This window comes from Vibrio sp. PID23_8, from assembly GCF_003584965.1.
Taxonomy (GTDB): Bacteria; Pseudomonadota; Gammaproteobacteria; order Enterobacterales; family Vibrionaceae; genus Vibrio.
Genome location: NZ_LIXE01000001.1, coordinates 428,338 through 440,585 on the forward strand (window position 1 = coordinate 428,338; position 12,248 = coordinate 440,585).

At 45.6% G+C, this 12,248-nt stretch carries 15 protein-coding genes; all 15 read right to left on the minus strand.

Features of this window, described 5'->3' with window-relative positions; translation table 11 throughout:
* Positions 1-68 precede the first annotated feature (68 nt).
* On the minus strand, positions 69-848 hold the full coding sequence (locus tag AK966_RS01925) for a VacJ family lipoprotein (RefSeq protein WP_119463436.1): 780 nt from the start codon (positions 846-848) through the stop codon (positions 69-71).
* A 134-nt stretch (positions 849-982) separates the two neighbouring features.
* Positions 983-2,200: a c-type cytochrome biogenesis protein CcmI gene (ccmI, locus tag AK966_RS01930; protein WP_099079800.1), complete on the minus strand. Its 1,218-nt coding sequence runs from the start codon at positions 2,198-2,200 to the stop codon at positions 983-985.
* Positions 2,200-2,685, minus strand: coding sequence for a cytochrome c-type biogenesis protein (locus AK966_RS01935; protein ID WP_099079799.1), 486 nt, complete (start codon positions 2,683-2,685; stop codon positions 2,200-2,202). Before AK966_RS01935 ends, ccmI begins: the two co-directional genes overlap by 1 nt.
* Complete coding sequence (locus tag AK966_RS01940; RefSeq protein ID WP_099079798.1) at positions 2,682-3,236, minus strand: DsbE family thiol:disulfide interchange protein; 555 nt, start codon at positions 3,234-3,236, stop codon at positions 2,682-2,684. Before AK966_RS01940 ends, AK966_RS01935 begins: the two co-directional genes overlap by 4 nt.
* 1 nt (position 3,237) lies before the next feature.
* Positions 3,238-5,220 carry a heme lyase CcmF/NrfE family subunit gene (locus AK966_RS01945; protein WP_099079797.1) on the minus strand — a complete coding sequence of 661 codons (1,983 nt, stop codon included), beginning with the start codon at positions 5,218-5,220 and terminating at the stop codon, positions 3,238-3,240.
* The gene (gene ccmE, locus AK966_RS01950) at positions 5,217-5,702 is read right to left on the minus strand and encodes a cytochrome c maturation protein CcmE (RefSeq protein WP_099079796.1); all 486 of its coding nucleotides are present in this window, start codon (positions 5,700-5,702) and stop codon (positions 5,217-5,219) included. The genes AK966_RS01945 and ccmE overlap by 4 nt, the downstream gene beginning before the upstream one ends.
* Positions 5,699-5,905, minus strand: coding sequence for a heme exporter protein CcmD (gene ccmD, locus AK966_RS01955; RefSeq protein ID WP_099079795.1), 207 nt, complete (start codon positions 5,903-5,905; stop codon positions 5,699-5,701). The genes ccmE and ccmD overlap by 4 nt, the downstream gene beginning before the upstream one ends.
* Before the next feature lie 12 nt (positions 5,906-5,917).
* Positions 5,918-6,661, minus strand: coding sequence for a heme ABC transporter permease (locus AK966_RS01960; RefSeq protein WP_099079794.1), 744 nt, complete (start codon positions 6,659-6,661; stop codon positions 5,918-5,920).
* 109 nt (positions 6,662-6,770) lie between these two features.
* Entirely contained in the window at positions 6,771-7,439 is a 669-nt protein-coding gene (gene ccmB / locus AK966_RS01965) for a heme exporter protein CcmB (protein ID WP_099079793.1), read from the minus strand.
* A gap of 1 nt (position 7,440) precedes the next feature.
* Positions 7,441-8,058, minus strand: a complete 618-nt coding sequence (gene ccmA / locus AK966_RS01970; protein ID WP_099079792.1) for a cytochrome c biogenesis heme-transporting ATPase CcmA — start codon at positions 8,056-8,058, stop codon at positions 7,441-7,443.
* 200 nt (positions 8,059-8,258) lie between these two features.
* On the minus strand, positions 8,259-8,750 hold the full coding sequence (locus tag AK966_RS01975) for a DUF2802 domain-containing protein (RefSeq protein ID WP_099079791.1): 492 nt from the start codon (positions 8,748-8,750) through the stop codon (positions 8,259-8,261).
* Between the two features lie 14 nt (positions 8,751-8,764).
* Positions 8,765-9,259: a chemotaxis protein CheW gene (locus AK966_RS01980; protein ID WP_099079790.1), complete on the minus strand. Its 495-nt coding sequence runs from the start codon at positions 9,257-9,259 to the stop codon at positions 8,765-8,767.
* A gap of 34 nt (positions 9,260-9,293) precedes the next feature.
* Positions 9,294-10,331: a chemotaxis protein CheW gene (locus AK966_RS01985; RefSeq protein ID WP_119463437.1), complete on the minus strand. Its 1,038-nt coding sequence runs from the start codon at positions 10,329-10,331 to the stop codon at positions 9,294-9,296.
* Complete coding sequence (locus AK966_RS01990) at positions 10,324-11,100, minus strand: ParA family protein (RefSeq protein ID WP_099079788.1); 777 nt, start codon at positions 11,098-11,100, stop codon at positions 10,324-10,326. The genes AK966_RS01985 and AK966_RS01990 overlap by 8 nt, the downstream gene beginning before the upstream one ends.
* On the minus strand, positions 11,097-12,224 hold the full coding sequence (locus tag AK966_RS01995) for a chemotaxis response regulator protein-glutamate methylesterase (protein ID WP_119463438.1): 1,128 nt from the start codon (positions 12,222-12,224) through the stop codon (positions 11,097-11,099). Before AK966_RS01995 ends, AK966_RS01990 begins: the two co-directional genes overlap by 4 nt.
* Positions 12,225-12,248 lie beyond the last annotated feature (24 nt).

Sequence of the window (12,248 nt, forward strand, 5' to 3'; positions counted from 1 at the left end):
ACATTTTCAACCGATAAAAGAAAGGCTTAGCATTCGCTAAGCCTTTTTTGTTTGTCTGCGCTAATCGCTTAGAAATCTTCTTCTAGATATTCGTCCAAGTACGCTTCTTCGTCTTCGTCCACTTCATCGGTGGTAGTGATTTCCGCTTTAAAATCTTGGCGCTGCAAGTAAACATCACGGGTTAACACATATGGATCTGGCGATGCTTCAAGTTGGGCTTCTTGTGGAACGACCAAAGCGCGTTTTTCCATCCCTTCTAGTGCCCACTTACCGAGGCCAGCCCAAAAGTTAAGGTATGACAAAGGCACATACATACCATCAACGGTATCCGTCACTTCGCGCAGGGTATAAGGGCCATAGCCCGGAACCATAAAGTATGGGCCATTACCTACACCATAATGACCAACCGCGTCGCTAAATGCTTTGTTGTCGTACTTGGTGATACCGGCGGCGGTAGCAATATCGATCACCCCTAAAACACCGAAGGTAGAGTTAATCCAAAAGCGGTTAAAGTGATCCACCGCTTTGGTGCCGTTCCCCATAATCAGGTTATTGACCACGCTTGCTGGCTCGTCTAAGTTGGCCAAAAAGTTAGCGATCCCGGAACGAATAGGGACAGGAGTATAGTCTACATATGCAAGAGAAATTGGGCGAACCAAATACGGATCAAGGTATTCGTAATTGATTTCCCACATCGCGCGGTTAAAACCTTCTAACGGATCGTAAACATCAGAAGTCGTTTGATTCGTTTCATTTTCTTCAGTGACTGCGTGTTCAGGTGCCGTTGAACAACCAACCAGTCCAACTGCAAACAGCAACAAGAAGATAGATTTACCCTTGTTATACATTCTGCGTTCCATTACGACGATTAAAATAAAGGCCAGCTAATGCTGGCCTCCGTCATTCTACTCGAACATTTGTAGTCATACCACAAATCTGCCTTGATAATCACAGAGTATCATATATCAGAAGCGCTTGTGTATTATTGATACTGTTTATCAATAAGGACTTCCACTGGCTGACCAAATGTCACTACTTCACTCTCACCGTGCCAGTCTTGGTCACGTGTTGCGACGTTGCCATCAGAGTCAATACGAACACGAACGATCAACTTCTCTAGAGAAGACAGTTTTTGGCCTTCCATCATCGCATTACCGTCATCTAGAACTACCGTGCGAGGGAAAGTCCCCAGAGGGTAACGAGCAGCGGCTACTGGCATTGGAGAGCCATCAGCACGGTGGATTGAAACAATCACTACCGCATTCGGATCAAGTTGAACCTCTGGCGCAACATTAATGGTTACCGCAACGCTCTTATCTGGTGAAACGGCCTCGCCCATTTGTTTACGAGCACTTTCAATACTTCGATCAAGCATTTCATAACGGCTGTCTTCTGGACCAATCATCTGCTGCATGATGCCCCAGTATTTAATTGCTGCCGGGAAATCCTGGCGCTCAAAAGCATCAAATGCAAGCAAAGAAAACACACGTAGATCGACGTAATCTTGTTGCATCAATTTGCCGAGAAGTGAACGTGCTGTTGCTTGCTCCATATCATCCTGAGATAGCATCAATGCTTGTGCATAGCCAAGCTGAACATCTGGATTTTTCGGTTCTAACTTGTAGGACTTTTCCATTGCATCAATGGCTGTTGTCACATCACGATTTGCGAGTGCAATACGACCTAGCAATAACCACCCCGTGGAATCTTCTGGCTGGTAATGCAGGCGTGTGCGCAATGCAAGCGTGAGATCCGCCATTTCATCTTCACTAAGTGGTTCCGATGATGCAGACATCAGCTTCTTAGAGAGTTCTGGTAAGTTTGATGTCACCTCCTGCCACTGCACCACATCCTGAGATGCACCAAACTTGTAGTACAGACCATAGCTCATCACCACGGTAAGAATCACGGATGGTATCAAAACCGCCATCGGAGAAACTGTTGTCTCTTTATGCGAACTCTCACCCGGAATGTCGTCCAATAGCGATTGCTTTAGATCAGAAATAAGATCCTCTTGGCTCTCAACCAAACCTTCGTCGGTTTCTTCTTCAAGCTCTGAAAGACGGTCTTTATAAAACGCTTTGTTTAGCTCATCACGCAATACTTCATCGTTGTTGGCTTTTTGCTTGAGGATCGGGAATGCAATCAGTGCACATGCGACAAGTGTAAGAACAACGGTAGCAATCCAAAATAGAGTCATTACTTTTTATCTCCGTTATTCTCTTCTTCAAGTAGTGATTTTAGGCGTGCTTCTTTTTCTGCGTCCCATTCTTCTTCACTATCTTGTGCAGCCTGCGTTTTTGACTTTCGGCTACGCAGTACGATCAAGCCAAAGCCACCTAAAACAACCACAAATGGCCCAAGCCACAAAATGGCAGTCGCCATAGTAAACGGAGGATTGTAAGTCACAAAGTTGCCGTAGCGAGCAATCATGTAATCGACAATCTCGTCTTTAGACTTACCCTCTTTGGTCATTTCATAAACCTTATTACGTAAGTCTTGCGCGAGTTCAGCGTTAGAGTCTGAAATGGTGTTGTTCTGGCATTTAGGACAGCGCAAGGTGTGCCCAAGCTCTTTGAACTGCTGCTCTTGCTGTAGGTTGTCGAACTCATACACCTCGATCGCAGCATGAGCGGCAATCGAAAATGTCATTGCGGCGAAAGCGGCTAAGATAAACTTTTTCATTGCTTCGCCTCCTCAACTAACTTGTTGTACAGCGGCTCTAACGTATCTGCCCAGTTTCGTGGGTTCACATCACCAACGTGGCGGTAACGAATCACACCATTTGCATCAATAATAAACGTTTCTGGTGCACCGTATACGCCAAGATCTAACCCTAGCATGCCACTACCATCAAATAGACTAATGAGGTAAGGGTTGCCAAGGTCGTTCAACCAACCAATGGCTTTATTACGATCATCTTTATAGTTCATACCGATGATCTTAACGCCCTTGCCCGCCAATTCGTTCAGGTATTTGTGCTCTGCGTAACAAGTTGGGCACCACGTTGCCCAAACATTGAGTAGCAAAGGTTCACCCTTAAAAATCGACTGGTCGTATTGCTTGCCTGGTTCCGCCAAGTCCTCTAAATCAAACTTAGGTACTGGTTTACCAACCAATACAGACTCAAGCTTGGTTGGATCATCGCCACCTTGGTTACGCACCAACTGAGTGGCAAAGATACCCGCTAAAATCATGAAAGCAATCAACGGGATAAATAAGACTTTCTTATTCATATTATGCCTCCTTCTCCGCTAGCTTGGATTGCCCGTCTTTCTTCGTTGTTTTACGAAAGCGGTAACGTCTATCAGAGATCGCTAACATACCACCTAAAGACATGATCAAAGAACCAGCCCAAATCCAACGAACGAATGGTTTGTAGTAAATACGTACAGCCCAAGAACGGTTGTCATCTAAACGCTCACCCATCGCAATGTATAAGTCGCGAGTGATGCCTCGGTCGATTGCCGCTTCTGTCATCATTGACTTCGCAGTACGGTAAAAACGCTTCTCCGCATGCAGCGTATTAACATATTTACCATCGTTAGTGATTTCAAAGTCTGCGATGTAGCCGTCATAGTTCGGACCATCTTTATCACGCAAACCAGAGAAGTAAAAATCGTAACCATAAATCTTGAAGTGCTCACCAGGGGCCAAGCGAACATCACGCTCGATGCTGTAGTTTTGCACCATCGCAATACCGATAATGGTAACAGCAAGGCCAATATGGCCTAGCATCATCGCCCAGTGGCTGCGTTGTAGTTTACGTACGCCCTCAACAAAGCTATGACGGTGCGTTGCGCGTTCATATAGCTCAAAACCGTGCATCGAGATGATCCAGATTGCCATTACCCAACCAATGTAAGCCATGACTGAGAAGAAATCTGCAAACAAGTAAACACACACAGCGGCTAGGCCGAAAGACAAGATGCCAGAGATAATCATTGGCTTAACAAGCTTAGATAAATTGTCACGCTTCCAACGGATCAGTGGACCAATGCCTAGCAAGAACGAGAATGGCATCATCAGCCAAGCAAACAACATGTCAAAGAATGGCGCACCAATAGAAACCGAACCAAGGCCAATTTGCTTATGAACCAATGGCAGTAGTGTACCGACAAGCACAACCACAAGCGCAGCTATAATAATGATGTTATTTGATAGTAGTGCGTTTTCACGCGATACCAAATCAAAGTTGCCGCGAACACGGACGGCAGCGCCTTTTACAGCAAACAGTAATAGCGAACCGCCGATGACAAACACTAGAAAGCCTAGGATGAACATACCGCGGGATGGATCAGACGCAAACGCATGCACTGATACCAAAATACCAGAGCGCACCAAGAAAGTACCAAGTAGGCTCAGTGAGAATGCAGAGATCGCCAGTAGTACTGTCCACGCTTTAAACGTGCCACGTTTTTCCGTTACTGCTAGGGAGTGCATGAGTGCCGTACCCGCTAGCCAAGGCATGAATGATGCGTTTTCTACTGGATCCCAGAACCACCAACCACCCCAGCCAAGTTCGTAGTAAGCCCACCAAGAACCTAGTGCGATACCCAGTGTTAAGAATACCCATGCTGCTGTTGTCCAAGGACGAGACCAACGGGCCCAAGCCGTATCAAGACGGCCAGTCATTAGAGACGCAATCGCAAACGAGAAAGCAACCGAGAAGCCAACATAACCCATGTAGAGCATTGGTGGGTGAACGATCAAACCCGGGTCTTGCAGCAATGGGTTCAAGTCACGACCGTCTACCGGGAAGAATGGCAACGTACGTAGGAATGGGTTTGACGTCAGAATAATGAACAGTAGGAAACCCACTGAGATCATACCCATTACAGCAAGTACACGAGCAACCGATTCTTGTGGCATACCACGGCTGAAGGTTGCAACCGCCACCGTCCACGCTGCTTGAATCAGAACCCAAAGCAATAGTGAACCTTCGTGCGCGCCCCAAACCGCAGTTAAACGGTAGTACCAAGGAAGTTGGCTGTTTGAATTGCTCGCAACATATTGCAGCGTGAAGTCGTTAGTATAAAAACCCCAACACAAGATAATAAATGAGAAAAACAGCATGATGAACATCGACCATGATAACGGTCGTGCTGTATTCATCAGCATAGTGTTGTTGTTTGATGCTCCCCATAACGGCAGAATGCTTAACAGCACCGCCATCGCAAGCGATAGAATGAGAGCAAAGTGACCGATTTCAGCAATCATTGGCCGCTTCCTTGTTTCTGTTCGGTAGTATATTGCAAAGGTTCATGCGTTTTCTTCATGGCTTCCGCGATCTCTGGAGGCATGTACTCTTCGTCGTGTTTCGCAAGAACTTCGAACGCTTTTACTGTTGTTGCATTCTCTAGAATACCTTGAGCAACAATGCCCTGCCCTTCACGGAACAAGTCCGGAAGAATACCTTCGTAAACGATAGTCACTTTTGGGCCGACATCGTGCAGATCAAAACTCACTTTTAAAGACTCAGGATCACGACGAACAGACCCCTCTACAACCATACCGCCAATACGTAGACGCTGACCCACCTCTGGCTTACTGCCATCAGGCTTACCGTTAACTAGCTCTGTCGGCGTATAGAAGAGATCCATGTTTTGGTTGAGTGCATAAAGCATCAAACCAACCGTGGCACTGATACCGATAAAAATGGCTAAAATAATGCCTAGCCTCTTTTTACGTCTCGGGTTCATAAGGTGTTCTCCATATTTTTCGCCGCGTCAACGCGCGTTTGACGATCAATTTTTGCCTGTACTTCTTTCAATAACGCATCCCCTCGACGAAGACTTGAAACCAACAAAATGATCATAGATAAAAAGGTAATACCAAATGCGCTCCACACGTATGCCGCGTAGCCACCCATGGCAAATAAATCGCTTAGAGTTTCAAAATGCATAATTCAATTCCCTCACTGCGCTTTGTCAGCAGCAAGCTTGCGCACCCAAGGTCGGTGACTCTCTTTGCTGATAATTTCGTTTCTAAAACGCACCATCGTCACTGCACCGAAGAAAAACGCAAAGCCAAAAATATTCAATAGCAACGGCCAAAGCATATTTGCCGAAATAGATGGTTTTTCAAATTTTGTAATCGTTGCCCCTTGGTGAAGCGTGTTCCACCACTCCACAGAGAAGTGAATAATAGGAAGATTAACCACACCAACGATCGCCAAAATACCCGCCGCTTTTGCCGCTGTTTTTTGATCATCAAAGGCGTGGTAAAGCGCAATCACACCCAGGTATAAAAATAGAAGAATCAGTTCAGACGTTAAGCGTGCATCCCACACCCACCAAGTGCCCCACATTGGTTTTCCCCAGACTGCTCCTGTTAATAAGGCAATAAAGGTAAACACCGCCCCAATCGGCGCCATTGCCAAAGCAGCCATGTTAGAAAGCCGAACCTGCCATACTAGACCAATAAATGCAGCAATCGCCATCGACATATAAACGCCCATCGACCAAATGGCGGAAGGGACGTGAATATAAATAATTCGGAAACTGTCACCTTGTTGGTAATCCGATGGAGCAAACGCAAGCCCCCAAATCGTACCTACCGATAAGCAGACTAAGGCCAATACAGAAAACCAAGGGAGAAACTTACCACTCAGATGATAAGCTGTTTCTGGCTTGGCATAAGGATGGAGCCATTTCCACATGTTTAATTCTCGCTCTTACTTCAGGGACACTATCCAGAGGGCCGAGACCGTAGCAGTGCTTTAAAAATAATTCTTTGATCAAACGTCGAGTAGGACGCTCTTTATTGAGTTAATTAACACTAACTCTTAATGCCGCACTTATCGCAAATGGGGTTAACGTCATTGCCCCCATCAACATCGCGCCTAAAATTGCCAACTGACCGTTATACGCCATACCAAGTGCAGCGGCATCAATTGCAGATGTCGCAAAAATCAAAATTGGAATATAGAGCGGAAGAATCAGCAAACTCAAAAGTACGCCACCCTTTTGCAACCCAACGGTTAATGCCACGCCAATTGCACCAATAAAGCTAAGCGCTGGCGTACCGATAACCAGTGTCAGAACCACAGACAACCAGGTGTTAAAATCGAGAGAAAGCAAAACGGCCAACAGTGGGCTGATCAAAATCAGAGGTAACCCCGTTAACAACCAATGAGCCATCACCTTTGAAAGAACAACAAGTTGCAAAGGAATCGGCATTAGCATCATTTGCTCAAGTGCACCGTCTTGAAAATCATCACGAAATAGACGTTCCAATGATAATAACGCAGAGAGTAATGCAGCAACCCAAACAATGCCTGCAGCAATACGTGCTAACAAATTTGGCTCAGGTCCAATACTCAACGGGAACAAAGTGATTACAATAATAAAGAACCACAGTGGGTTTAAAATATCGGCCTGACGACGAAATGCGATCAATAGCTCACGACGGATAATGGTTGTCATTGAAGAGATCATCTCAATCACCCAACTTAATTTTTCTAAGTTTCGTGCTATCTGCAAACATATCTTGGTGTGTGGTTAACATCACAATGCCACCATTCTCTGTATGGCGCGCAAACAGTGACTCAAGCACTTTAATACCTTGTTTATCAATGGCTGTTAGAGGCTCATCCAAAATCCATAAAATTTGGTTACTCAACCAAAGTCTTGCTAACGCAACTCGGCGTTGCTGCCCCGCAGAAAGCTGTGCTACAGGCACATCTTCTCTGCCAGCCAGGCCCACTTGAGTCAAAGCAGCAAAGATTTCTTCATCGGAGGAACGATTATTATGAATAGACTGATAAAAACGTAGGTTCTCTAGCGCGGTGAGTTCTCTCTTCACGCCAGTTTGGTGCCCTAAAAAAAGCAAATCTTGGTGGAAAAGATCACGAGACTTCTCAATCACCTCGCCTTTCCATTTGATGATACCTTCTTCTCTGTCGCCTAACCCAGTCACAATACGCAACAATGTCGTTTTGCCAGTACCATTGCGCCCTTCTATTTGAACTAATTCACCAGGCTTAATTTCAAACTGCAGGTTTTCAAACAGGATCCTCTCATCACGGATCGCTGTTAGGTTAGAGACTTCTAACATAGAGCTTCAACTAAATTATGAATGAGTCGCTATATTACCACAGCTTAGATATGACAAAACAGGATAAGAAAGCGATGATGTATGTAAGTTCGTGAGTTTTTGTTAACTTGTAGTCACACTTTAATGAAATTAATCATATTTGGTTATAAGCTTTTATTTTAAAAATAAAAAAAGAAGCCGTAGCTTCTTTTTTTATACATTTATCGATGCCTTCCAAACGGTGGATAGCTCGGCTCATCAGAGGGTTGACTACTCAACGGTGGGATCTTCTCTTTGCCAGCCAGTTTTTTCTGCAAAGAAAGCATTAATTCCGCTTCAGCTTTTGGCAATTCACACTCTTCAATCAGCTCATTAATATCAGCACCAAGTTGAACCATTTTTGAAGCGCGACTGTACATGCGACCGTCTGTATCAGCATGTTCAAGCTCACGAACACGCTCATTTAAATGTCGAATAACATCTTCTTGCTCAGTGACTTTCTGACCTAAGCCAACAACCACCGAGCGAACTTCCAATAATTGCTTATTTAACTTTTGTCGTTCTTTTTCGGCATTTCGAGCTTGCGCACGCTGGTGATCCATTTGCTTGCTTAAGCCTGCACGTATACGTAACGGCACCAAAAGCAAAGCTAGGATAACAAAAGCCGCACCACCGACTAAGAGTGGCAAAGATAAAAAGGTTTCTTCAGCCATGATTCTTCAACCAGTTACAGGTAAGCCATCTCATCCCATTCATCATCGGAAAGTAACTTGTTCAAATCCACAAGGATAAGCAGTTTACCGTCACGGTTGCTTACGCCTTGGATGAACTTCGCACTCTCATCGGTACCAACAGACGGTGTTGTATCAATTTCAGAAGAACGTAAGTAAACCACTTCCGCCACACTGTCGACAAGAATACCGATCACTTGACGTTCAGACTCGATTACGATTATGCGAGTGTTGTCCGTTACTTCGCCTTCCATCAAGCCAAAACGAGAGCGTGTATCAATAACCGTAACAACGTTACCACGTAGGTTGATAATACCTAACACGTAATCTGGCGCGCCTGGGACTGGAGCGATTTCTGTATAGCGAAGGACTTCACGAACTTGCATCACGTTGATGCCATACGTCTCTTCTTCTAATTGGAACGTCACCCACTGAAGAACTTCGTCATTCGATGTATCTTTCTTCACTTCAACTTCAAAAGCTTGAGACATAATTAATCCTCATTAATGTCGTTCCCGACCAAATCTAATTCATTGATTTTACATCTAAACCGTCGTTTAGCATGCCTATAAGTGCTTGGACATGAATTAAAGCACACATTTTTTCTTTCACCATTCCAGCGAGCCACGGGCGTTTGGCGGCCTGTTCTCGCCAGCGGACTTTATCAGCATTGAGAGTTTCAGTGCCCATTAACTGGTTACTTGCTAGCCCCCACATGCTATCGCCAAGCATAACAACATATTGATATTTATCTTTGTATTCGTCATTGCGAAGCTTATCAGCCATCACCCACTTTGCAGTATCAACAACATCAAACTGCTGCTCGCGACTGGTTTGTAAACCTAAGTACCAAGCAGGGCGACCAATCAAGTAGTTCAGCTCTGTAATATTGTGAATACCACCCAACTCATCCAATGGAACGGCAAATGTAACGCCATTCACATCAAAGTACAGCACTTGAAAGTCAGCGCTTCGCTGCGTACTTTTCCAAGTATTGGGTAACTGTGCACCCGCTTCGGTTTCCAGTTCTGTTTCTGTCTCAGTGTGTTGTTCAATTTCCACTTCAACATCAACATTCGGTTCAACCATTTCAATTTCTGGTTGCTCCCAAACTGGCTCAGGTTGTTCAACCTCAACAGTCGGCATCGGCTCTTCGTCGATCACCCACTCTTGAATTTCTTCAACGGGTTCCAACGCTGTTTTGACTTCAACTTCTGGCACCACGACTTTTGCTTCGGTTGCAATATCAATGGTGTTTTGCTCCAGAATGTCGTCGATGTCCAACTCTGCCACCACATTGGTGGACTCAAGTTGGCTAAGCAATCGCTGAACGTCTTCCAAATTAGGCGCTTCTAACTCTGGAGAATGCATTTCGCTGTATTGATACGACTCCGGTTCTGCGTATTGCAGTTGTAATTTGGGCTCTGGCTCTGTAGACAATACTTCCTTCGCCAGCAAGTCAAACTCATCTTCTAACTCAGATGCACCAGGCTCGTCACCAAGCAACGCGCTAAAGTAATCATCAAGTGCTTGTTCACTGGAAAGTATGTCGTGACTACTCATCGAACATTAACCTCTCCAAGTAAAGCAATAACTGCTTATATGCGAATACGCCGCGGCTACCAGAAGCAAAATGCGATACTGGCAGATGCTTTAAACTTGCATCTCGGAACTTAGTATCAATCGGTACTGCTGACGTCCAAACTTGATTTGGGTAATCTTTCTTCAGCTGCATTAACGTCTGTAATGACGCCTTCGTGCGCTTATCGTACATGGTTGGCACAATGGTAACCTTGAAACCATCAGGACGCGATTTCTGCATGATAGTTAACGTACGAATCATTCGCTCTAGGCCCTTCATTGCTAAGAACTCAGTTTGTACGGGAATCAAAATTCGATCGCTCGCTGCCAGTGCATTTACCATCATCACACCTAAGATTGGTGGACAATCGATCAACACATAGTCGTAATCTTGAGCAACCGCCTGAAGGGCTCGTTTTAAGATTAACCCCATACCACTGCGGTTACCCATAACACGATCCAACGTTGCCAATGACATATGCGCAGGAATAATGTCCATCCCTTCCAACTCGGTTTGCAAGATCAACGGCTTTACCGTATCTCGCGAAAACGTCTTAAGCTGGAATAAGTCAAACAGACTTGAAGCAACGGTGTCTGAGTCATACCCAAGGTAAGTGGTCAGCGACGCATGTGGATCGGTATCGACCATCAGCACACGATGTCCCTTCTGACTTAGCAGACCCGCTAATGTCACCGTCGACGTGGTTTTACCCACCCCACCTTTTTGGTTCGCTACACTCCAAACGATCATGATGTTTCCTGCGCTAAACCGACTTCTACCAACATTCGCTCTGCGATACGGTCAAGAGGTAAATCTTCAGTAGAGATGCCCGCTTTCGCGACGGCTTGCGGCATGCCATATACGACACAACTTTCTTCGTCTTGCGCCCAAATGGTTGAGCCTGCCGTTTTCAACATGCGTGCACCTTCACGACCATCTGCACCCATGCCTGTCAGCACCATGGACAGTACTTTGTCGCCGTATACTTTCGCCGCCGAACCAAAAGTCACATCAACGCATGGTTTGTAGTTCATACGATCGCCACCATCGATAATTCGAAGGCGAGCCGCACCCGCGCGACCATCCACCATCATTTGTTTGCCGCCTGGTGCTAGGTAAGCAACGCCAGCCTGTAACACATCACCATCTTGTGCCTCTTTAACTTGAATCTTACATAGTGTATTCAAGCGACTCGCAAACGCGGCGGTAAAGGTTGCTGGCATATGTTGGATCAGCACAATGGGGTGCGGATAATTGACTGGCAGGCGGGTCAGTATCTTCTGCAGTGCAACAGGGCCACCGGTTGAAGTACCGATTACGGTTAACTGATATTTTTTGCCCGAAGCGCGGAATTTTGCTGCCAATGGACGACTTAGCGTCGATGCGGTTGGCGCTGCCATACGAGATGCCAATGGACGACTAATCGAACTGGCAGGCATCGCAGCCGGTTTTGCGATTGGGCGACGCAGAAAGGCACGCTTAGAAGCAATTTGAATCACACGCTGCTGAAGTAGCGATACCGCTTCATCACGATTACGTGCAATGTCTTCGAATTTTTTCGGTAAAAAATCCAGCGCACCAGCATCTAGTGCGTCAAGTGTGGCTTTCGCCCCATCGTGAGTCAGGGATGAAAACATCAGGATTGGCGTAGGAGACGTAGCCATGATTTCACGAACGGCAGTGATACCGTCCATGACTGGCATTTCAATATCCATCGTGATGACATCTGGCTTCAGTGATTTGGCTTTTTCTACCGCTTCTCGACCATTAACAGCAACGTCTATCACTTCTAGGCGCGATTCTGAGTTGATGATTTCACTTACGCGACGACGGAAAAAACTTGAATCATCAACGACTAGTACTTTAATCGCCATTTTATTCCTTTTATAAACTTCAGC